The following is a 20,921-nucleotide window of genomic DNA, read 5'->3' on the forward strand; positions in this document are numbered from 1 at the left end:
ACACTCAACCACCAGAATGGTTGTTGAATAATTTTTAATATATAAATAGATAAGTAATGCAATCGATTACAATCAACGGATCTCAAAGAGAAAGCGTGGGTAAAAAAGCAACAAAAGCCCTACGTAATGCTGGAAAGGTTCCTTGCGTATTATACGGAGGAGATAAACCTGTACACTTTTCAGCTGAAGAAAAAGCGTTCAAAAGTTTAGTATATACTCCAAACGTATATACAGCTTCGATTGAACTAGACGGTAAAACTTATGCAGCTGTTTTACAAGATATTCAATTCCACCCTGTAACTGACAAAATTTTACACATTGATTTTTATCAGTTATTTGAAGACAAGCCTGTTACCATGGAAATTCCTGTTAAATTAGTAGGTAGTTCTAAAGGGGTTATGATTGGTGGTGCTTTACGTCACAACATGCGTAAAGTAAAAGTAAAAGCTTTACCAGCTAACTTACCTGACTTTATTGAAGCAGATATTACTGAGTTAGAAATTGGTAATAAGCTTTACATTACTGAATTAGCAAACGAGAACTTTACTTTCTTACACCCAGATAACACTGTGGTTGCTCAAGTACGTATGTCTCGTAATGCCGCTAAAGCTGCAGCAGAAGCTGAAAGTTAAGAATAACATTCATACAATAGAAAAGACCGACAATTATGTCGGTCTTTTTTTTGATTCAAACAATTTACAAATGAAGTTTATTTCTTCATTGCTTTTTCAATAATTTCAACTGTTTCGTTAGCCTTAGCTATCTTAGCCCATTTTAAAGCAGTTAATCCTCTTTTAGATCTTGTTTTAAGCTTTGCTCCGTTATCAATTAGCAATTGAGCAATTTTAGCTCTGTTATAACGTGCTGCAAACATTAATGGAGTTAAACCTGTAGATGTTTTATTTACGTTTTCACCATTATCTATCATAGCTTTTACAGCATCAAAATTTCCTTCTCTTATTAACTTGCAAAATGTAGTAACAGCATCGTATTTTGCTGTAATACTATTAATTTCATTCTTTGGTAATTCAGTAGCGTTAAGTGTTCCTGTATATGCTCCAAATGCTAAGGCGATGGTTAAAATGATTGTTCTCATAGTATAAAAAAATTAATTATGTTGTTGTTTGCTTAAAAGACGCCGCTAATTTTAATTTGTTTCACTAAATACCAATAATTAACAAAATCCTAACTTTAATAAGATTTTCTTAACATTTCTGAAAATCAAACCCTTATAAATAAAAACTGTTAAAAAAGTTAAAAACACAACAGGTTTTATCATGTCTTTTGTTAAAATTTTCAAAAAAAAGTAATAAATTCACAATCAGTAACATAAATCAAAAAATATGAGTAAAAGACTGATGTACCTCTTAGGTATTTTGCTTACCATAGTCATAGGAACCTTCCTTTGTTGGAAGCTCTGTTGTCAACAAAGTATGGACGAACAAAATCCTATTACTTCTAAAGAAACTAAAGAAAACACTACTAAAATTGTGAAAACCCCAACTTCATTCCCTTTTGCAATTAAAGATCCTAATGATGATTTTTCTTTAAAGGTGAATGATAATTTTAATTTTGAATCGTCAAACCTTAGTTTTTTAAAACCTATTTCTTCTAATTTAGATTTAGAAGTGGACAAACTAAAGGACTATCTAACATCTAACAGTAACAAATCATTAGCCATAACTGGTTATTATACTAATGAGGAGAAAAACAATTCTGCTTATCCAAATTTAGGACTGGCTAGAGCGAACTCTATTAAAAACTTTTTAACCTCTAAAGGAGTTCCTTCTAAAGTAATGAACACTTTTGGTGAAGTCAAGAATGATATGGTTCCAGATTCATTACATGTATTCCATGGACCTATAGCTTTTAACTTATCTGAACTAAAAGATGATACTGAAGAAATGGACAAATTAGCTGAATATATTAAAGCTCATGCTATTGAATTACACTTTGAAACTGGTCAATCTAAAATTGATTTGAACGCAGAAGAGCGACAAGAAATTGCAGACATTGCTAAATATCTTGATAAAGTTGATGGGGCTACTTGTTTAATCACTGGACATACGGACAATACTGGTGATTCAGCAAACAATTTAGTTTTAGGTCAGAATAGAGCAAACTCAGTAAAAGAGTATTTAATAAAGAATGCTGCCATACCTGAAAATAAAATCATAGCAACCTCTAAAGGCGAAACAGAACCTATAGCGGATAATACTACCGAAGAAGGAAAAGCAAAAAATAGAAGAACAATAATAACAATTAAATAAAATTAAAAAATATGAATTGGTGTATCATCATACCTATTTTAGTAGGACTTATATCGGCTTTATTAGGATATTTATTGGGTAGACATATTCTTAAAGAATCACAACAAGGACATGCAACTGAAGGTGAATTATTAGAATTAAAAAATAAAATAACTAATTTAGAAGGAGAACTAAAAACCTGTAGAGAGAGTAAATTAGGTTTAGCTTCTGATTTAAAATTAGCAAGAGAATCTGCTAGTACTAATCTTGGCGCGGCAGCTTCTTTAACTGGTAACGCTGATGCGGATACTGAAGAAATACAAAAGTTAAAAACAAAAATTAATACATTAGAAGCTGATTTAAGCGCATGCCAAGAAAGTAAATTAGGATTGGCATCTGACTTAAAATTAGCAAGAGAGTCTGCTAGCTCACTTACCGCAACTAGTGATGTGAAGCTGATACCTTTTGATGCTGATGCGGCTAAGACAGCCTTTGGTAAGAAAATTAAACAAGATGATTTGAAAATTGTTGAAGGAATAGGTCCTAAAATAGAAGGATTATTTCACAGTTTTGGAATTAAAACTTGGAAAGCATTAAGTGAAACTTCAATAGAAAAATGCCAAGAAGTGTTAGATAGCGGTGGAGAACGTTACAGAATCCATAAGCCAGATACTTGGCCACAACAAGCAGGATTAGCTTACGAAGGCAAATGGCAAGAGTTGAAAAAATGGCAAGATGAACTAGATGGCGGAAAAGCATAAAACAAAAAGCGCGACAAATTTTGTCGCGCTTTTTTTATGAAGCTATTAACTTTATTCTACAATTAACGTATACTCCGGTGTTTTGTTCAACGGACAAAAGTAAGTATACTCCCCCTTTGTTAATGTTACTTGCTTAGAAGTAGACTTAGAGTTATTCTTCACTAAAGATGTTACATAAGCTTCTTTGATGTGATTTTCCTGACTTGTTTTTCCTTTAGGAGTTAATACAAATCCTACATCTTTTCCAACATTTGAGTTTGAAATTTCGAAAATGTATGTTCCTTCTGATAAAGTCAATGACTTTTGAGTGAATTCTCCTTTAGTTTGCTCTAAAGCTACTGTTTTAACTTCTTGAGCGTTTAAATTCATAGTTACACCAAATACTACGGCTAAAATTGCAATTACTTTTTTCATGATTACTTGTTATATTTATTAAAATTAAAGGATTATAAAAATTATGAGTTTACGGTAAACTTACCTGCTTCTACTTTTGGAAAATCTACTTCCGTTTCTGCAATGTGGTTTACATAGTTTGTTAATGTGTTTGATACTACGTTAAGTACTATTTCTAAAATATCTCCATCATTGTATCCTGCTGCTTTTACTGCTTCAATTTCTTCAGTACTAACGTTACCTCTGTTCTTAGTAATGCTTTGTGCAAACTGTAAACCTGCTGCTACCTTATCATCTGAAGAACGTCCTTGTCTGTTTTCCTCAGTTTGTTCGTCTGTTAAACCATTCATCTTTCCGATTGCAGTGTGAGCAGATAAACAGTAGTTACAACTATTTTCTTCTGCAATAGCTAAAGCTAATTGCTCTCTAAATTTGTTTGAAAAATTACCACTAGCCGTTAAATCTCCTAACGTTAAGTAACTTTGTAATGTAGCTGGTGAATTTCCAAATACTTTAATTAGGTTTGGAATGAATCCTAATTTGTTTTGCACTGCATCAAATAATTCTTTTGACTTACCTGTTGTTGTGTCTGGATTTAAGGTTTGAATTCTTGTACTCATCTTTTTAAGGTTTTAGTTGTTATTATTTTTTTCTTGTTTATTTATTAATTCGTTTTGCTCTTCGTATTCTTGGTACCCCCAGCAATTTGGGCATTGGTATGTATTTAAATTCATATTCGTATCGTTTAAATAGGTTTAATTAATATTTCTGATACAAAGATGCGACGAGAATAGACCTTAAAAAATGGACAAAAGTTCCTATGCCTTGTACATTTGGGTTTTTAGCTAGGAACAACCTAAAAATAGTGGTGATTTTCGAGTAATATTGAACAAATTATAACATACTAGTTCAATTTATTTTAAACCTATGTAATGGTTATTTAAATCAAAATATGTGACCAGAGAATTAAACATAAAAGGTTTTAAAAAAAACAGGAATGTAAATAATAATGAGATGCATTTAGATTATAATAAAAACTACATATTCTGCATGGCTTTACTTTAATAGTTTAGCTCCAAAGAGATTTTATAGTATCGCTAACTGCTTCTAAACATATATTTAGTGTGGTCCAATTCAGTATATGTAAGTTATATAATCTTAATAATTATTAAACCAGTGAAAACCGTTATCAAAAAAAATTCGGACAGGAATTGCAAAAAAATAAAGCTCTCGATTTAACGAGAGCTAAAAGCATTAAGATAAATTAGAGAATGCTACTTAATGTTGAGCAAGGGTCATAACTAATATCACAAGAGAGGATATATCGATCTCCATTCTTACAGGTATACTTACAGCTACCACCTCCAGCAATAGTTTTTTGTTCCGTTTTACTAAGGGTTTTACCCAAATTTGAAATGTTTTTTAACATGATTAAATTTTTAAGGTTAATAATTAATTAAAAATAACGATAAAAATAAGAACGGAATATGGAATATCTAATTAGCTGTATTAACGTGTACATTAGCATAAATTAATAACAGAAAAAGAGTAGGAATCATGAGAGGTAAAAAAGAAGAAAAAAGCGACCCGAAAGCCGCTAGTAATTAGCATGCTTCTCCACATGCTTCTACTCGATCTGTACCACATCCGATAACAGTTTCACCTGTTAAGCAATGACAGTAATAGCATCTATAACTGCCACCTCCTGAAATAAGACGTTGTTTCGTTTTAGATAATTCAATTCCCAATTTAGAAATGTTTTCTAGCATAATAAAAAATTTAAAAGGTTAATACAGTAAAAAGATACAAAATAAAAAACTCATTAAAACAGTAGTTAGAAGTCATCAAAAAAAGTAATGTCATCACCAGGATCAGATGATCGACCATCATTATCTCCATTACCTCTAAACAGTGAAATGATAAAAGCTACAACGATCAAAAAAATGATAACAAACCAAATACTTACTTCTGTCTCTTCTTGTACCATGAAGTAAAACTAGTAAAAACAAAATAACGTAAAAGAGTAGTTAGTCAATATCAATGTCTATATCATCATCAAAAGTTTCTATATATTTTTTTACATCATCTTCTTTACCAAAGATGATCACTTTAAAAAATTTCCAGATTTTAACTAATAAAAGGAGAGCTAAAAAGATAAATAAAACAATATGATACCATTCCATATTTCAAAACTAGAAAAAATAAAAGAGTAGTTATTCCTTTCTCTTTCCGAATAATATCACATAAGTGAGGAAAAGAAATACTATTGAAATGAACAACAAAAATGGTCTAAGATTACAAAACGTCAAACTATCCTCACAACTAATAAATAACATTGGAGAGGAAATTAAAAAGGATAAAACAAGATAGAATTTCGCTCTTAAATTAAATTTATTCATGGAGCAAATATAGATAAACGATTAACCGTAATTATTGAGATTGTTTCTTTTTGAAAAATAGAAGTTTTACACCTAGGTAAAAACATAAAAAGATTATTAAATATAGAATTATATGAAATATTATAAACCTGTACCCTCCTTTGTCAATCGGTGAACCACTAAAAACTAATCCAAAGGTGTATATGATTTTAGAAATAATCTCAGCTAGTTCTATATTCAATAGGTATAGACCAAGAGTTAAAAGAATTAAACCAGAGACTTTCTTAAGCATAAAAAATAATAAAACAAAATAAAGTAATAGAGTAGTCAATCGACACTACTAAATATAGCTGATAAAGTTCTTTAATACAATTAATAGTAAGTTAAAATGGGGGAAAAACCTGTTTGAATTAATTAAATATATTTTAATTTTAAGGTTAAAACTCATAATATGAAAATTTTTACCTACCTATTTATTTTTTTTCTAGCGTTTCATGTTTCAGCACAAGATCATGATTCTCAAAAAGAAGCACAACAAAAAATTGATAAATCACTGCCGAAAGAAAAGACAAAACTTAAAACAGAAAAAGATATAAACAAGACAACAAATAATCTTAGTAAAGAAGCAAGTACTAAACCAACACCAGTACAAAAACCAAAAGCAAAAGAAGTAACAAGAGCAAAAGGAAGATCAAGGCATACTGAAGTAAAGAAGAAAAAATAAATAGAAGTACCATCTTATAAAGCAGCAACTAAGAAAATTAACCTTAATTGAAATATTACAAGCACCTACGTTAAGGTGCTTTTTTTATTGTCAAAAATTTAACCGATAACTCAAGTTCTCAAAATATCTGTAATTAGAAGAAATAAGAAACGATAAAATATATGATAACAGCTATTAAAAGTAATACATAAATAACTGCACCAAATTTAGTTCGGTTCACAAATACATTTGTTAATACTTCTAATATTACTTCCCAAATTGAACTCATACTCCATTAGTACTCAATAAACAGAAAATGTTACAAATAGATAAAAACTGTAATTAAATGAAAATCTTACTTATTAAAGACAATAAAAAATAAGAATAAATTTATCTCGTGAGTCGATTAATGAATCATAAAAAGAACTAGTGGAATTAACATAATAGCAATTAAAAAGTCTTTTATTTTTTCATCAGTGAAACACAGCAAAAACAACGAATAAAAAGCAGTAGATTTTTAGTTCAGGGCCAATTATATGTCAAATTTTATACTTACAATTGGCCCTGTCAACTATTTCAATAAGTTAATCTGTAGAATTAACTCGCACACCATCTTGCTGGAGCAGGAATTGATGCTCTAAGTGCTGCATAACTTGTAAAACCATATCTAGCAAAAGCTGCAGCTGGATTAGTTGCATAAAGATTTTTAATTCCTGCTGTAAAATTTCTAACAGCGATACATCCACCTGTTGCCAATAATGCAACAATTACCAAAACAATAGCGGCAATTACTGTAGGTGTTAGAGCAGCGTAAATAATAAATACTGAAGTTAGCATTAAAATAAACGCACTTAAAAACATTTTCTGTATACCTTTAATTAGGCTTATAGCATAAAAACTATAATTATCTTCTTTAGTGTCCATTATATTAAAATTTTTGAACAAAGGTAGTTTCGAAGACTTATCTTTTTTCTAGGTAATCAACCTTGAAACAAGGAGGTAAAACCCTCATTTTAATAATTATAAATAAGAAAATTTTAAACAGACGTATATTAATAAAATACAGATTTAGATAAGAAATAAAATGATTATACTTTTTGAGTTTTTTTAAAATGTGCAGGTGAAGTACCTGTTGCTTTGGTAAAAAAACGAGAGAAATATGCAGGATCATTAAATCCTAAGTCAAATGCTATGTGTTTTATTGCTTCATTCGAATACAATAACAGTCTTTTAGCTTCAGTAATAATTCTATTTTTGATAAAATCACTTGGTGTTTCTGTCCCAATCTTTTGAAAATGCTTAGTCAATGATTTTGGAGAAATTCCTAATCGGTTCGCATAATCTGTTACACTATGGAGTTTTCTAAAGTTTTGTTCTACCAATAAACTAAAATCTTTGAAAAGCTTAGTTTCTGTATCTTCTTTCACATTTGAATACTCTTTTTTGATGCGAACAGAATATATAATAAATTGTTTTAAGAAGGATTGTAACATGTCATATTGAGCTGTTTCTTCTAACTCAAATTCTTCAATTAAGTTTTCTAGAATGAAGTTCAACTTTTGTGTATCCTTTTTAGAAGGAGCTACAAAAGGAGTTTCATATACATTGTTAAACAATACTCCATTACAAGCAATTTCTGTATCATGAGTTTGGATACAATAAAAATCTCTAGTAAAACTTAATTGATATGCTTCTTTGATCTTTTCAGAATCCACGGTAAAAACCTGACCTGGTGATAGAAAAAACAAGACACTCCCGTCAAATGAGTAACTTTTAAAATCAATATTATAAGTTCCTTTTCCTTCTTTGATCCAAAAAATATTGTATTCAGAAATTTGTTTGGGTTTATTAACTACACAAGCTTTTTCAAAATCGACTAACTGTATTGAAAAAACATCTTTAAAGGTATACGTTTTAATTTCTTGAATTGCCATAAACCAAATTTACTAATTGGTCGTAACAAAAAAAATTACTGACAAAATCAATGGGGTCATTTTTTAGTGACTTTCACAATAAACAAACTTTAATCAAAGCTTAAAAAGTAACAACTTTAGTTCTTAGTATTAAAACAAAAAACGCAACACAAAATTATGCTGCGTTTTATCATAAAAAAGATTACACTTTCTCTTTCTTCTCTTCATCATAAACTTGTTTAATAGCCTCTCTAAAACCATACTGATGTAATAAACCTCTTAATACTTTAAAAATGTTTACTCCATAAATACTATTGTAATTTTCTAGAATAGACTTTATTTCTGTAATTGCTATAAAACCAGCAATTATTTTTAAAAAAGGAACTTCGTTCACAATGTGTTTTTCGATAAAATAAGCTGAAACGATAACTAAATTGTAAATAAAAAACTTAGAAATTGTATTGGCTATTTTTTCACTTCTAATCATTGTTCCTGATTTTAATGCTGCATAAGTACCAGTAATAAAATCAACTACAATAAGAAACATAATTGTCGTTAGCACACCACTCAGTGGAGAAAGCATGGTGAGCAACCAAAAAATTAAATGCATCACTCTATCCATTTTTTCTTAATTTTCTATAATCTAATATTCTACTTTTAGGATATGCTTTTATACTCACACTATTTCCTTGATTACCTCCTATAAGGTATACATAACGTTTAGATTCTTTAACCAAAAAACCAACGTGTCCTTCATCACTACTTGGATATCTTTTCCACAACACAACAACATCACCTTGCTTTGGTGCATCTGTTGAAGTTCCTACTGTTAACCAGCTTCTTGCCGACAACCCTTTAGATGCTTCATAACCGGCTTCATTTGCTACCCAATTTGCAAAGGCGCTCGACCAAGTTAATTCGTTTCTATACTTCATCCTGTCAAATCCCATGGAAGTGAAATAATTAATTATTTGTGGGTGATCTTTAGACCCTTTCACTTCCTTAACTCCATATTGCGATAACGCTATTGATATTAATTTACTCATATATATAATTTTAAAGCGTTAGCAGACATAACACACTAATACAAACTCTTTTGTTTTTCTTCTTACACCAGAAGGGGGTTAATCTATATTATAATGTTTCCACTTAACATGAAAGGTTAATATTTATTTACATTTTAATAGGACTGCAAATATACAAACATATTACAATTAATTAAAACTTTTTTTGTAATATGTTTTTATCAAAACCAATAAAAGACCTTTTTAACTTTCTTTTATACCTCCTCCAATTCTTTATTTAAAGAAATATCTTTATTTTGTACTAGTTTAAAAATTCTTAAAAAAGAACTAAAAACATCTATTATGAAATTAAAAACTATACTATTCTCAGTAGCTTTTTTATTGATTGCTGCGCAAACTGTTTTTGGTCAAAGCAAAAAGCTTTCTGGCATAATAACCGATTATAAGAATAAGCCGATTAAAAATGTTCGTATTTTTGTTGATTCAACTAAAACTTCAGCAAAAACAAATAAAAAAGGAGAGTACACTCTTACCGTTTCAAAAAAGAATAAATTAATTACAGCATTTTCTAAAAATCATGGGGTAATTGATATCGAATATACTGGACAGGATAAAATTAATTTTATTTTCCCTGAGGAAAGTAAAAAATTATCTAAAAGCGATTTTTATAGGCTAGGATACAATAAATCAGCGGCATCAGATAACTATTCAAATTATACTGATATGTATTCATTACTGAAAGCTAAATATCCTAATTTAAGGTTTATTGGAGAAGACAAAATAGTAATACCTGGAGGTGGGGCTAGTTTATCTCAGGGAGGATTATTAGGTGCTGCATTCTTTGTTAATAATACACAAGTAAACAGCATTAGAAGTATTGATCCTGCTAATGTAAAAAAGATTTCTGTTCAAAGAAACACCAGTAGTATTTACGGATCTAGAGTTGGGTCTGGCGGTATCATTAAGATTACACTTAAATAACTATATATAACAATTCAATAGGAGCAGCTGCAATAACAAGGCAGCTGCTTTTTTATTTGCTATAGTTTTATAGTTTATAACATTACGGTGTATAAACATTAGTTACATATGTGCCTACAATTCTTATTCCTCCTTCCGTAAAAATTACTCCAGATATAAAGTTTGTTATACCTGTTTCTACATCAAAAGCACCTATTTCAATTCTATTAAGGTCATTCCGAGAACTTATCCATATAGTTAAATCTCTTACCTCGTTTGACGGAAGATTGGTTCCATGAATTTCTAAGGTATTATTATTGGTTAAAGTAGCACTATTTGCAGGCGGAAATGGCAGGCCTGATATGTTAAAATACCCCGGAGTTCCTGCAGTACTATCTATAGTATAAAACATTTGATAATGTACTAAATTTCCTAATCTAAGATATGTTCCAAATCCTGTACCTGAATAACTAGACTCACTAATAACAGGTGTCCAATTTCCTTCATCATAAAAGCCAGCCTTCATTAACCCTGCTCTATCTTTATCTGCCACAGGAATTACTGCGTTTTTGCCCGTACTTGATTCAATAGTTCCTTGAGCAGGTGAACCTTTAAAAGATAAATCTGTGGGTGTAGGCACACTACCACTATTCAGTAAACTACTAAAATCAACCGTAAAAGTAGAATTGTCATCTCTTTGAAAAGTTGCTACACCATTTACATCCAAAGTCCCAGAAACTAAACGAGCCAAATTAGTGTCGTCAACATAATTTGTTAAATCAATTTCTTTGACTACATTTCCATCCTTCAACAATGAAAGTTTATTAGCTACTATATCTGAAAGATTATACTCTGGTAAAGTACTTTCTAAACCTAAACTCACTTCTCCATTTTCATCAATTACAAATCTTCTATTCGGCTCTCCCACAGATTGCTTGGCATCAATATAACTATCAATTAAATTAGCATACTGTTCTTGTGTAGGTTTATCACCTGTTTCAAAATATGTTTTTACTACTTCTTTACTTTTTTTCATATCTAATTTATTTGAATTAACAAAACAGCAAAAAACTCATTAAAACCTTGAAGCGGTAATGCACTTCTCAATACTGATGAATTTGCCGGAACAAAATAATCTTGCATACCCGCTGTACCTCCTCCTCTAAAAAACTGGGTACTTTGAATTTTAAAAGGTAAATTTGATGTTATCACATTATCTGAAGAAGAACCACTCACATTAGAACCTTGAATAATCAAAAACTTACCTTCAATTTTAACACGTAAAAAAGAGGCAGAATAACCATCATTCAAAGGAACGTCTTGCCATTCAGTATACATATCTTCAAAAACTTCATTTGTAGTTTTGTTTATCACTACATCATGAAAACTAGGTCGATAACTAGAGTGATAGCCTCTTTTCCCTACAATATTATCTCCTGAAAATTGTGTTAAATCAATTTCCTTAACTGGCACATCATCTTTCAATAATGACATCTTATTATTTACAACTTCTGAAAGTGAATACTCAGGAATGGTTTCTTTTACAGCAACATTCACTTCTCCATTTTCATCTATTACAAATCTTCTATCAGACTCTCCAGCAGCCTGCTTAGCATCTATAAAACTATCTATTAAATCTGCATACTGCTGCTGCGTTGGTTTATCTCCTGTTTCAAAATATTCTTTTAAAATTTCTTTACTTTTTTTCATATCTAGTATTTTTAAATTATATATATGTAACTGTAGCTCCAACTTTCTAAAACAACATTAGAAGTTAGACACCACATATTGGTCAGTAATTGATTTAATTATAAAGTAAAGTTGATTTCACATAAACAAATTGAACGGGCGTGTAAGTATACACCATTTTACAAAATGACATATAAAAAACACCGAGCATCACGATTATGTTAACATGTAAACAGACAAATAAAAATTGGATTATTAACCTCACTGGGTTTTGAAAATCTTTTTCATTTTTCTGCAACACTATTATAGTTCTAAACTATTAGAAAAGCACTGCAAATATACCAACATATTACAAATTACACAAATAAAACGTCAGTTTTAACGTATCTTTAAATTAGGCTACCTGTTTGTGAAAATTTATACTACCCTCTTGTACAGTTGGGGTATTTATAAAACTACTGTTAATAGTATCAAATTGAATAGAAAAATCTGATGCATAGTTTAAAATTGTAAAATTCATACCACAACCTTCTATATGTATTTGCAATTCTTTTTTTAAGTTCTGTACATCTATTTCACAAAAGCATTCATTAGCATTGACTAACATACTATACTGCAAACTTTTATTGTTCAACTGAGTTGTGAATGTAATTTGAAAAGCTTCTCGCTCAAAATATGCTTCAGAAGCAATATTATTAACTACCGCAATGGAACCTGAAAGATCTATAGTATTATTAGTTTTAGCAATTTTGAACCAGCGCTCATAGCTGTTTATTTTCTCTTTATTCATATAACATATTTTTTGTTTGAATATAAAAAATAAAAATGACACAAATGTTTAGTTTTTGTTAAACGTTATGCAGTAATAACAATTTAAAAAGCTATAAAATCAAAGTGTTTATACTCTAATTTTATAGCTTACTCTTTATACAATATAGTTCACTTAAAGAACCTCATTGTAGAATTAGAATTGTTCAACAATTCTTATTTCTTTATTTAAACACGAGTTTCTAAACCATAAAATAAATAGTAGTATCTCACGGATCACAAAGCCGCTTCATTTAGATTTTAGTCTTCCACATAATCATAAACATCGATAAACTGAATTTTTCCTTTTTGTCTTCTTAAAGGCGTATACTCAAAATTATAAATAAGAATAATACTATTGTTATTTTCCCAATCTAAATCAGGAATACTTTTAATAAATGATTCTACATAAGAAAACCCTTCAAAAACCTCTTGTTTAGTTGACAAACCTTGGTAAAAATCAACTTCCTGAAATTGATTATCTAAAAATTCTACTTTCAAAAAACTCATAAATTCCGAACTAACATCTCCTTCTTCATCATACTTTTCTTCGATAAAACTATTTAAATCTTCTTTAGATTTAAAATTCCCGATCCACAAGGATACTTTACCTAACTTTATCATTATTAAACTTAGCCATTAAATGCTTCTCTAGCTTCTTGAACTTCATTTTTAAACCCATTTACATTTGGGGAAAACTTTTCAAGTAAACCATCCAAACATTCTACTAATTCTTTACTTTGTAATTCATAAGATATTTTTTCAAAAGTTGAACTAATCCATTCTATAGACAAGAGATTCAGCTCTTTCAGGACCTCTATTGTAACCTTAGAGTCTTTAACTAACAATCTTTCTATCTCATCAAGTATAAAATCAATATTTGGATCATTTACATGTGTGTTCTCCATGTAATCAACATCTTTCTCTATTTTAACTACTAATTCATTCATACCTTTACTTAAATGGGTTACACTTCGCTAAATCTGCCCCTCCTTGATTTTACTACGAATATTTATCTTTATACTGTTTTTTCTCCTCATCAGTCTTAAAATTCCATTTTAATTCACCAATCTTTTTGATTATATGAGACAAACGCTCTATTTCTTCTTTATTCTCACTTATAAAAATCTTTTTTTGATCTTCAGACAATAAAAAAGGATCATTGTAAAGGTTTTCAATTATATATTGATACTTTTTCTTTTCTTCTAGTAAATTATCTAGCTTCTTTCTGTTATTATTATCCATAATATTATTATATTTCTTTGATAATTATCGTTTTTACTTTATCTCCAAAAGGATCAATTGGGTTAATACTTTCTGTCACTCTCTCTACCAAAAACCTAGTCTTACTTTTAAACAAAACTTCAGCTTCTTCTTTAAAGGTTGATAAGGGCTCTATTAACTTACCTGTCTTACTTTCTATTCTAATTAAAACCGTAAAAGGTCTTCTTTGCATTGCTTCTCCAATGGCAAACATATCGTATGTAGTTGATGTAAAATGCTTATTTAAAATTTCACTACCCACCTTATACACATCTCGAATCTGAGCTTCTGTCAAATTTTCAATTCTATATAATAATCCTTCAGATTTAAAGTTCGGCAGTTTATCAAGTCCTTGATTCATTAATTTTTCTTGTTCAAAGAAAAAATCTGTCATCGGAATTTCACCTCTTAAAGCTTTATTAAAATCTTTATAACCCAAATTAGTTGTATAAAATTTTAACATTGCTTCTTCTCCTACTGTAAGAAAGCCTTCAAATACTCTTTTAGCTATACCATTCTTTAAATCTTCCAGATATTTTTTAAAACTACCCCGTTTTTCTAACAAAGTCTCAATCAAAACATCAAAATACCTCTTAATAGCCTCATCTTTTTTGTTTTTAATACTCGAAAATAAACCTTTTAAAAACTCTTCTGCTTGACTTTTGGTTAAATTTTCAGCAATATTAGTACCGTTATAGAAAAAGGCATAACTACCATCTTCATTTTTTAACATGGCAACACCTATAGTTTTTAACTTATTCCATGCATTGGTTCTAGCAACATTAAAAAAACTTTTTCCTAAAGCGGTTATTGGGTCTACAAAACTATACGCAACATTATCCACTAAAATAATTCTAGCTTGTAAACTCGCCACAAACTCATCTATCAAACTTTTTAAGGTATCTAAATGTTTAGGAATATTTTTGGTAAAAGCTATTATGGCATCCCAAAGTTTAGTAAACGTATTGATGGTAAATTGTACCGTGTTTTTTGCGATTTTAGCTGTATTTGCGGCTACTTTACTTGGTATAGTTGCCATCGCTTTATATGATTTCAACACCGTTTGCAGTGCTTTAGCTACATTTCCTGTTCCTCCTGTAGCAAAAAAGGTTACTACTTCTGAGGCTACAAAACCAACACTAAAACCTAAATAATACCCAATAGCTCCCGGATCTATAGTAATATTAATAGGTGTGTTTATTAGGTTTACTATTGCAGTATAGGCCACTTTAGGCAATGATGCTAATAAAGACAGAAACTTTTTAAGGTTTGTAAACGTAAACACATTCACAAAAGCATCTACTAAGTTCTCAAAGTTTTCAGCAAAAAGACTTAAATAACTTCCTGGATTTTTAAAGAACGTGGTGCTTTGCACAAGACCGTTTAATACATCAAACAGCATGGCTAAAATATCAAAAAAAGATTTTACAAAATCTATAATGCTATTAATTAACCCCACTAATAAACCGTTGATAAAATAATAGAGATCCACTAAATTATCTATAACTGCATCAAAAAAATCGTGCAATAACTCTGGAATACTTTGAATTACCTGCAGTACTTTTTCTAAATTAAAAGGTACTAGTTTAGCAATAATCTTATTATCCAAAATAGATACTGTTGCCTTAGTAGCTTTTTCTGTAATTGGAAACAAATACGTTTTATAGATTGCCTTTACCTGTGTTTCTATATCTACACCCTTTTCATCATCTTTAAGCTCTGGAAGCAACGGGTCAAATTTTGGATTCTCTTTACCGTCTATTTGAGTTTTCCAATAGGTGTTATTTAATTTTAAGTCATTAATTTCGGTACTAATTAATTTTAAGCCATCAGAAACCCCAGTAAAAATCTCATCTGTAGTCCAACGTATAACATTTCCTCCATAGGATAATGTTTTACTGGCTATTAAATAAAATTGACTTTCTTTTTTATCTTTAAGCTCTTCTTTTATCATGGTAGAGAGTTCATTGGTAGCAATATCTACTCCAAATACTCTAGCCACTTGCGCTATGGTCAATCTATCTACTTCAGGTAGTGTACGTACATTTTTTCCCTTTTTAATTCTAAAAACTGTACCTAAAAAGTTAGTGTCTTCACTTGTTTCTATAAATAGCACCACTTGATGTGCATTTACATCTGTTATGCTCTGAAAAGCACTTTCCAATTTAGCCCCATTACCAGAAACCAACAAGGTAACAAAAGCATCTAATTCTACACTCGGTATTTTTTGTGGTTTCGGTTCTAAACCTGCTTTTACTTTAATATCTAAAAAAACTTCCTCTAGCTCTACGCTACTATCTAAACGTATGTAAAATTTCTCATTAATTTCATAGTACGAAATTTTATCATCACTATTTAAATCTAACATATGCTCCTGTAAAAAAGCTATACTTTCTTCATCTTCTTTATATTCTAGCGCGTCTGCTTCTCCTGCTGGAGGGTTATTTTCGATATAAAAATCACCATATTCTCCAGAAAGCCTACTGTTTAAATGAACAAACCATTTATCAGAACTTTCTACTCCTTTTTCAATTTCTATATAAACATTAGTACTAGGAGGTTCTGTTTCTTCTATTTGATTTTGTTGTGTATCTGAAAACACTACCAAATTTTTAAAATTGGTTTTGTGTTTAAAATTTCTCAATCCATATTCGTGTGCGTACATAGCTTTTTTTTAATTACTAATACTTTTTTTATTCTCTTTTTATCTCAAATGCAAAACTTATTTTTACCTGAAGGAAAAGTAATTGTACTAAGTACAATTACCCTCCTTACATTTAAAAATGTTAGTTATCACATTTTACTTAAAAACTATCGCACATCATTATCCTGACCTACTGTATCAAAGCCTACACCTTCAAGATCATTTGAAGTATTACCTCCCAAAGTATTTTTAGACGTTCCAAACTCACTTGTATCATCACAATTTAGATTGCATGGTAATCCCCCTTCATCTAACACAACAGAATCTGCTTGTAAAATAGTTAAGGCTGTAGGCACACGTGTTTCCCAAGTACCTTCTACTTCTCCAATTGGATTTAACATTTCTTCTGCAACAGATACATATAGTTCATCTTCTGTATCAGTAACCATACCTTGTCCATTCCAAATTTCACCCGTATTCATAAACCAGTTCACTGCTTTTTCAAATCCCGGACGTACAGGCACTACAGCTCTAGCCATTCCGCTTTGTAAGAAAGCTTTAAAAATAGGATCGTTACTATTTTCGTAGTCGAAACTTTTTACCCAAGCCTCTTCACCTGCTTTATAAAAATATGGATAGAAGGTGTAGGCCATGATTTCCCAATCGAAAGCTTGTTCAAAAAATTTCACTACTTCCGCATGGTTTTGGAATTCTTTGTTTCTATTTACAAATGCACTTGAATCCTTATAATTTGACTTACTTGTTGTTAAACCAAACGGTTTGGTCATTAAATCAACAGCAATACGTTTGATTTCACGTTTTTCAATACCACGATTCAATTGCGAACTAAATTCTCTTTGTTTTTCTGCTTCTTCACCTTCTAAAGACTGTCCTTGCATAAACTCATTATACTCTCGCACTCGCTCATTATAAGCATTTAGTATTGCATTATAGGTTTCGTTTTGCCATTGCTCATAGTACTCTCTTGTTCTGGAACACTCTGCAGAAACAGAAATTGCAATAGTCCCTGTATCATATGACTCATAAGCTATAGCTAATTTTCCTTGTACACCCCCTAAATATTCAAATCTTATATTTTGCTCATCTTCTCGTACTCCTTCAGAAGAAGAACTACTACGGTTAAAATTTTTGTGATGACTTTTCCCTCCTATTTGGATAGAGTAAGAAGGATATTCTTTATCATTATGATGAAAATTATAACTTACACTAGCAAAAGCTGTATTAACTTCATAACCTTCAGGTATATCCATTTCACCTACTTCACTTGTAAGCCAGCCTAATTCTTTCCCTCCTTTATAATAGTTAGATCCGAATCCTGTAGTAATTCTCTTTATTGGAAGCGGCTCTGGTTTTACTTCTGCATTATACAATGCTGCTATATCTTGATAATTATCCTTATGTAAATTAACAGGACTTAACAAACCTTGCGGAAGTAAAAGCCCCATTCTAAGCTCACTAGGGTGTTTTGGTTTTTGTGGCGCTATTATACTACCATTATTCACTGTTGATTTTTTACTATCTCCATTTAAATAACAATCAATATAAAACTTTGCAGGTTCAGGTATTGCAAATTCATACATTAAACGTTTACCATAATTTACCATGCTATTCTTATAGATAATATCTACCCAGCGATACACTCCGGTTACGTGCTTATCTCCTTTTCTATTATCAAAACCATGAGTATTATTTTCTTCAAATTCCTTAACAATACGTGAGGTACGTTTGCGACTTACTTTTTCCACTACACGCTCTAAAGCACGTTCTGTAACTTCTTGGGCATAGGTTTGTGCTTGTAAATTAGAATCTGACCTGGAACTGCTAGAAGAACTATTATAATTTGTACCCGCAGAAAACATTGTATCTGCAAATCCAAGTTTTCCACTTACACTGGCATTCGCTCCAAAACTAGTGACATTGTCTTCATTTACCACAGAAGAAGCCTCACTTTGTAACTCGTTGCGTTCTGTAGTAGTAGTATCCGTTAAGTTTTCCGTTTCGCGTTCCCTACTCTGTTCTGTAGTAACATCGCTAATTCTAAGATTTCTTGTTGAACGCTCTTTATATTCGCGTGCCATTATATTTTCAATATGTGACACTTCTCCAGGCACATAACAGCACACTTCTTGCTCTACACGTCTAAAATCTGCAATTCCTAATTGACTTACCCCGTAGATCACGCCATCAGGAGCTTCTGTATCTTCATCTTTATGTTCAGTTCCACTATCTGAATCCACTACTTTAGCTATACCCACAACGGTTTCCTCTAAAGTAAAAGTATTAAACTTAGGTTCTATTTTAGAACTAAAACTTAAAACCGTGTTATCAGATAGCGTAATCTCTCCTTCAATAGTATACGAACTCTGTCCTACTAAAATTCCTAGTGGGAAGATTTTTACTTTTTCATAAGATGATATCTGTGATGCTAAAGCTCTAAACGCATCAGCAGATACAATTTCTACTCCTTTATCATCTAACATTTTGTAGGACATCTCTGTGATTTTTCTAAAAGAATCTCCAATATGTATATTGATATCAAAAGTAGACGAGGCCTGAAACATAACATTATGCAAACTTATAGAGTATACATACGGCACACTATCCGCCACATCTACAGTAATCCCTTCAGTATTAATAGTATCATTAATAACACCCACAGGCGTGTTATCTACAATTGTTAAATTCTCCTCCTCTATTCTATCTTCTAATACTGATGTTACCTCAGCAAACGTATCAAAAATCTCGAATTCCGTAGAATTAAATAAACCTATCGTTTCTGGTGATAGCTGAGCCAAAATTCTTGCTTCAGAAGCTGTAGGAGCTTCGGTAGATCCATCAGGAATTCTAATAATCTCTGGGCTTTTTGTATACGCTAAAGTAATATCAGTGATTTCCTCTGAAGGTGTAGTTACTGTTTGAGCGTCTACACTATCTTCATTTGATACAACCGTTTTTTCAGTTACAGCTGTTTCCTTTGTTAATTGAGCTTGACTTTGTGATTCTCGTACTTTAGCTTCATACTCTTGTAGTGCAGCTTCACGTTTTTTTACTTCTTCTTTATTATATACAATCTCTGCACGTTTTAGCTCTTTTAATGACGCTTTATACTGCGCTAATCTCAATTGTGCTTTATCCACAATAGCCTGCTTTCTTAAATATTCAGAAACTCTAGAAGACAATCCAGCATCAGTAACTGATTCCTCAGTTTTTGGCGCATATAATACTTCTTTAGGTATCACCACACTAGCGTTAGCTCTAAGCGTAAATTCTCTCAACTCTTCTGAGGTAAACTCTAATGCTTCTAAAGGGTTTCCAGCACCTGCTTCACTTCCTGGAGTAAAATCTTTAGGAACACCTGAACCAGGCTCAGTTCTTCCTCCCCCGACACTACCTCCCGGTGTCATAGCATTAAAATTTACTTCCACATATGTTTTAAATGCTTTTAAAAACTTATTTGCAATCAACATTTGAATGATCGTTTCACGAACTGCAGTGGAAGTTTTGTGAATAGTTTGGTAGTATAAATTCTCCCAAAGTTGTGGCTCCTCTTTATCTGATAAAATAACATCGTCAAATGAAGGGAATATAGGCGCTGCAGTTGGACCACTAATATCATCTGCAAAAAGTACTGCTAAGTTTTGCATAATACTTAATGGTGATAAGTAATTTTTATTACGCATTAACCAACTAGAAAACTGATATAGTTTTGTTTTTCTAAGTTCCAGCGCATTTTCTATTGGTAAAAATTGCATTGGATCTTTATATGCTTGTTCCAACGCTGTTTGTTTTTGCTTCTGATCTGTGATGCCTTGAGTTGCCCTATGTGCAATACTCACATCTTTATTTTCTAAAGCTACAAACGCAAATTCTTTACTTTTTTCATCTGGTAATTGCGGACTGCGTAGTGTTACAAACCTGAACAAGTTTGATTTGATTGGTTTTTTTTCCATTTCCTTTTCTTTTAATATTATTAATTTGCTTTTAAAAATGTATTCTATTTTTTTGCTTTTCTAATAGCTTACACACTTCTAAACAACTAAACTCAATAATTTATCACGAAAAAACATAGCATAACAGACTAGTTTTAAACACATTAAAACCTAGACCTTATTTAT

The 20,921-nt window shown here is 30.9% G+C and carries 24 protein-coding genes; 5 read left to right on the plus strand and 19 right to left on the minus strand.

Features of this window, described 5'->3' with window-relative positions; all coding sequences use genetic code 11:
• Window positions 1-56: 56 nt before the first annotated feature.
• A complete protein-coding gene (locus BVC87_RS01440; protein ID WP_075340554.1) occupies window positions 57-632 on the plus strand; it encodes a 50S ribosomal protein L25/general stress protein Ctc in 576 nt (191 codons plus the stop codon).
• Between the two features lie 77 nt (window positions 633-709).
• On the opposite strand, the gene BVC87_RS01445 is transcribed toward BVC87_RS01440, so the two are convergent.
• Window positions 710-1,096 carry an ankyrin repeat domain-containing protein gene (locus BVC87_RS01445; protein ID WP_075340555.1) on the minus strand — a complete coding sequence of 129 codons (387 nt, stop codon included), beginning with the start codon at window positions 1,094-1,096 and terminating at the stop codon, window positions 710-712.
• Between the two features lie 337 nt (window positions 1,097-1,433).
• Here BVC87_RS01445 and BVC87_RS01450 point away from each other — a divergent pair, with 337 nt between their 5' ends.
• Both BVC87_RS01450 and BVC87_RS23910 read left to right on the plus strand, forming a co-directional pair.
• On the plus strand, window positions 1,434-2,270 hold the full coding sequence (locus BVC87_RS01450; protein ID WP_234974609.1) for an OmpA family protein: 837 nt from the start codon (window positions 1,434-1,436) through the stop codon (window positions 2,268-2,270).
• An 11-nt stretch (window positions 2,271-2,281) separates the two neighbouring features.
• On the plus strand, window positions 2,282-3,010 hold the full coding sequence (locus BVC87_RS23910; protein WP_075340557.1) for a hypothetical protein: 729 nt from the start codon (window positions 2,282-2,284) through the stop codon (window positions 3,008-3,010).
• Window positions 3,011-3,061: 51 nt separating this feature from the next.
• Here BVC87_RS23910 and BVC87_RS01460 read toward each other — a convergent pair whose 3' ends face one another.
• From BVC87_RS01460 to BVC87_RS23285, 6 genes are all read right to left on the minus strand, one after another.
• Window positions 3,062-3,424, minus strand: a complete 363-nt coding sequence (locus tag BVC87_RS01460; RefSeq protein WP_075340558.1) for a cupredoxin domain-containing protein — start codon at window positions 3,422-3,424, stop codon at window positions 3,062-3,064.
• A gap of 41 nt (window positions 3,425-3,465) precedes the next feature.
• Complete coding sequence (locus BVC87_RS01465; protein ID WP_075340559.1) at window positions 3,466-4,023, minus strand: carboxymuconolactone decarboxylase family protein; 558 nt, start codon at window positions 4,021-4,023, stop codon at window positions 3,466-3,468.
• Between the two features lie 644 nt (window positions 4,024-4,667).
• The gene (locus BVC87_RS23270) at window positions 4,668-4,832 is read right to left on the minus strand and encodes a hypothetical protein (protein WP_159439293.1); all 165 of its coding nucleotides are present in this window, start codon (window positions 4,830-4,832) and stop codon (window positions 4,668-4,670) included.
• 175 nt (window positions 4,833-5,007) lie between these two features.
• The gene (locus BVC87_RS23275; protein WP_159439294.1) at window positions 5,008-5,172 is read right to left on the minus strand and encodes a hypothetical protein; all 165 of its coding nucleotides are present in this window, start codon (window positions 5,170-5,172) and stop codon (window positions 5,008-5,010) included.
• A 65-nt stretch (window positions 5,173-5,237) separates the two neighbouring features.
• Window positions 5,238-5,390, minus strand: a complete 153-nt coding sequence (locus BVC87_RS23280) for a hypothetical protein (RefSeq protein WP_159439295.1) — start codon at window positions 5,388-5,390, stop codon at window positions 5,238-5,240.
• A gap of 40 nt (window positions 5,391-5,430) precedes the next feature.
• On the minus strand, window positions 5,431-5,586 hold the full coding sequence (locus tag BVC87_RS23285; RefSeq protein WP_159439296.1) for a hypothetical protein: 156 nt from the start codon (window positions 5,584-5,586) through the stop codon (window positions 5,431-5,433).
• Window positions 5,587-6,232: 646 nt separating this feature from the next.
• Between BVC87_RS23285 and BVC87_RS23290 the strand changes: the two genes are divergently transcribed.
• Complete coding sequence (locus BVC87_RS23290; RefSeq protein ID WP_075340561.1) at window positions 6,233-6,505, plus strand: hypothetical protein; 273 nt, start codon at window positions 6,233-6,235, stop codon at window positions 6,503-6,505.
• A 576-nt stretch (window positions 6,506-7,081) separates the two neighbouring features.
• Here BVC87_RS23290 and BVC87_RS01480 read toward each other — a convergent pair.
• The 4 genes from BVC87_RS01480 to BVC87_RS01495 all read right to left on the minus strand — a co-directional run bounded on the left by BVC87_RS01480 (window position 7,082) and on the right by BVC87_RS01495 (window position 9,443).
• Complete coding sequence (locus tag BVC87_RS01480; RefSeq protein ID WP_075340562.1) at window positions 7,082-7,408, minus strand: hypothetical protein; 327 nt, start codon at window positions 7,406-7,408, stop codon at window positions 7,082-7,084.
• A gap of 164 nt (window positions 7,409-7,572) precedes the next feature.
• Window positions 7,573-8,418 carry a helix-turn-helix domain-containing protein gene (locus BVC87_RS01485; protein ID WP_075340563.1) on the minus strand — a complete coding sequence of 282 codons (846 nt, stop codon included), beginning with the start codon at window positions 8,416-8,418 and terminating at the stop codon, window positions 7,573-7,575.
• Between the two features lie 181 nt (window positions 8,419-8,599).
• Entirely contained in the window at window positions 8,600-9,007 is a 408-nt protein-coding gene (locus BVC87_RS01490; RefSeq protein WP_234974616.1) for a phage holin family protein, read from the minus strand.
• Window positions 9,008-9,011: 4 nt separating this feature from the next.
• Window positions 9,012-9,443, minus strand: a complete 432-nt coding sequence (locus BVC87_RS01495; RefSeq protein ID WP_075340565.1) for a TIGR02594 family protein — start codon at window positions 9,441-9,443, stop codon at window positions 9,012-9,014.
• A gap of 321 nt (window positions 9,444-9,764) precedes the next feature.
• On the opposite strand from BVC87_RS01495, the gene BVC87_RS01500 reads away from it, so the two are divergent.
• Window positions 9,765-10,403 (plus strand): peptidase associated/transthyretin-like domain-containing protein, encoded by a 639-nt coding sequence (locus BVC87_RS01500; RefSeq protein ID WP_075340566.1) that lies wholly within the window; start codon window positions 9,765-9,767, stop codon window positions 10,401-10,403.
• Between the two features lie 82 nt (window positions 10,404-10,485).
• On the opposite strand, the gene BVC87_RS01505 is transcribed toward BVC87_RS01500, so the two are convergent.
• The 8 genes from BVC87_RS01505 to BVC87_RS23150 form a co-directional block, all read right to left on the minus strand.
• On the minus strand, window positions 10,486-11,418 hold the full coding sequence (locus tag BVC87_RS01505) for a hypothetical protein (RefSeq protein WP_075340567.1): 933 nt from the start codon (window positions 11,416-11,418) through the stop codon (window positions 10,486-10,488).
• 2 nt (window positions 11,419-11,420) lie between these two features.
• Complete coding sequence (locus tag BVC87_RS01510; protein ID WP_075340568.1) at window positions 11,421-12,092, minus strand: hypothetical protein; 672 nt, start codon at window positions 12,090-12,092, stop codon at window positions 11,421-11,423.
• Window positions 12,093-12,465: 373 nt separating this feature from the next.
• On the minus strand, window positions 12,466-12,861 hold the full coding sequence (locus tag BVC87_RS01515) for a hypothetical protein (RefSeq protein WP_075340569.1): 396 nt from the start codon (window positions 12,859-12,861) through the stop codon (window positions 12,466-12,468).
• A gap of 278 nt (window positions 12,862-13,139) precedes the next feature.
• Window positions 13,140-13,502 (minus strand): immunity 22 family protein, encoded by a 363-nt coding sequence (locus BVC87_RS01520; protein ID WP_075340570.1) that lies wholly within the window; start codon window positions 13,500-13,502, stop codon window positions 13,140-13,142.
• 8 nt (window positions 13,503-13,510) lie between these two features.
• Window positions 13,511-13,828, minus strand: a complete 318-nt coding sequence (locus tag BVC87_RS01525; protein WP_075340571.1) for a hypothetical protein — start codon at window positions 13,826-13,828, stop codon at window positions 13,511-13,513.
• Window positions 13,829-13,880: 52 nt separating this feature from the next.
• The gene (locus BVC87_RS01530; RefSeq protein WP_075340572.1) at window positions 13,881-14,123 is read right to left on the minus strand and encodes a hypothetical protein; all 243 of its coding nucleotides are present in this window, start codon (window positions 14,121-14,123) and stop codon (window positions 13,881-13,883) included.
• A gap of 7 nt (window positions 14,124-14,130) precedes the next feature.
• A complete protein-coding gene (locus BVC87_RS23745) occupies window positions 14,131-16,806 on the minus strand; it encodes an ADP-ribosyltransferase (protein WP_234974610.1) in 2,676 nt (891 codons plus the stop codon).
• Window positions 16,807-16,952: 146 nt separating this feature from the next.
• A complete protein-coding gene (locus BVC87_RS23150; RefSeq protein ID WP_099098823.1) occupies window positions 16,953-20,756 on the minus strand; it encodes a hypothetical protein in 3,804 nt (1,267 codons plus the stop codon).
• Between the last annotated feature and the right edge of the window lie 165 nt (window positions 20,757-20,921).

This window comes from Tenacibaculum agarivorans (genome assembly GCF_001936575.1).
Classification (GTDB): Bacteria; Bacteroidota; Bacteroidia; order Flavobacteriales; family Flavobacteriaceae; genus Polaribacter; species Polaribacter agarivorans.

Bases quoted from the DNA above. Each gene is read 5' to 3' on its own strand.
- BVC87_RS01500 (WP_075340566.1), top strand. From the start codon at position 9,765: ATGAAATTAAAAACTATACTATTCTCAGTAGCTTTTTTATTGATTGCT.
- BVC87_RS01520 (WP_075340570.1), bottom strand. From the start codon at position 13,502: ATGATAAAGTTAGGTAAAGTATCCTTGTGGATCGGGAATTTTAAATCT.
- BVC87_RS23290 (WP_075340561.1), top strand. From the start codon at position 6,233: ATGAAAATTTTTACCTACCTATTTATTTTTTTTCTAGCGTTTCATGTT.
- BVC87_RS01495 (WP_075340565.1), bottom strand. From the start codon at position 9,443: ATGAGTAAATTAATATCAATAGCGTTATCGCAATATGGAGTTAAGGAA.
- BVC87_RS01460 (WP_075340558.1), bottom strand. From the start codon at position 3,424: ATGAAAAAAGTAATTGCAATTTTAGCCGTAGTATTTGGTGTAACTATG.
- BVC87_RS23745 (WP_234974610.1), bottom strand. From the start codon at position 16,806: ATGTACGCACACGAATATGGATTGAGAAATTTTAAACACAAAACCAAT.
- BVC87_RS01525 (WP_075340571.1), bottom strand. From the start codon at position 13,828: ATGAATGAATTAGTAGTTAAAATAGAGAAAGATGTTGATTACATGGAG.
- BVC87_RS23150 (WP_099098823.1), bottom strand. From the start codon at position 20,756: ATGGAAAAAAAACCAATCAAATCAAACTTGTTCAGGTTTGTAACACTA.
- BVC87_RS01505 (WP_075340567.1), bottom strand. From the start codon at position 11,418: ATGAAAAAAAGTAAAGAAGTAGTAAAAACATATTTTGAAACAGGTGAT.
- BVC87_RS01515 (WP_075340569.1), bottom strand. From the start codon at position 12,861: ATGAATAAAGAGAAAATAAACAGCTATGAGCGCTGGTTCAAAATTGCT.
- BVC87_RS01440 (WP_075340554.1), top strand. From the start codon at position 57: ATGCAATCGATTACAATCAACGGATCTCAAAGAGAAAGCGTGGGTAAA.
- BVC87_RS01490 (WP_234974616.1), bottom strand. From the start codon at position 9,007: ATGCATTTAATTTTTTGGTTGCTCACCATGCTTTCTCCACTGAGTGGT.
- BVC87_RS01450 (WP_234974609.1), top strand. From the start codon at position 1,434: ATGGACGAACAAAATCCTATTACTTCTAAAGAAACTAAAGAAAACACT.
- BVC87_RS23275 (WP_159439294.1), bottom strand. From the start codon at position 5,172: ATGCTAGAAAACATTTCTAAATTGGGAATTGAATTATCTAAAACGAAA.
- BVC87_RS01485 (WP_075340563.1), bottom strand. From the start codon at position 8,418: ATGGCAATTCAAGAAATTAAAACGTATACCTTTAAAGATGTTTTTTCA.
- BVC87_RS01510 (WP_075340568.1), bottom strand. From the start codon at position 12,092: ATGAAAAAAAGTAAAGAAATTTTAAAAGAATATTTTGAAACAGGAGAT.
- BVC87_RS23280 (WP_159439295.1), bottom strand. From the start codon at position 5,390: ATGGTACAAGAAGAGACAGAAGTAAGTATTTGGTTTGTTATCATTTTT.
- BVC87_RS01445 (WP_075340555.1), bottom strand. From the start codon at position 1,096: ATGAGAACAATCATTTTAACCATCGCCTTAGCATTTGGAGCATATACA.
- BVC87_RS23270 (WP_159439293.1), bottom strand. From the start codon at position 4,832: ATGTTAAAAAACATTTCAAATTTGGGTAAAACCCTTAGTAAAACGGAA.
- BVC87_RS23285 (WP_159439296.1), bottom strand. From the start codon at position 5,586: ATGGAATGGTATCATATTGTTTTATTTATCTTTTTAGCTCTCCTTTTA.
- BVC87_RS01530 (WP_075340572.1), bottom strand. From the start codon at position 14,123: ATGGATAATAATAACAGAAAGAAGCTAGATAATTTACTAGAAGAAAAG.
- BVC87_RS01480 (WP_075340562.1), bottom strand. From the start codon at position 7,408: ATGGACACTAAAGAAGATAATTATAGTTTTTATGCTATAAGCCTAATT.
- BVC87_RS23910 (WP_075340557.1), top strand. From the start codon at position 2,282: ATGAATTGGTGTATCATCATACCTATTTTAGTAGGACTTATATCGGCT.
- BVC87_RS01465 (WP_075340559.1), bottom strand. From the start codon at position 4,023: ATGAGTACAAGAATTCAAACCTTAAATCCAGACACAACAACAGGTAAG.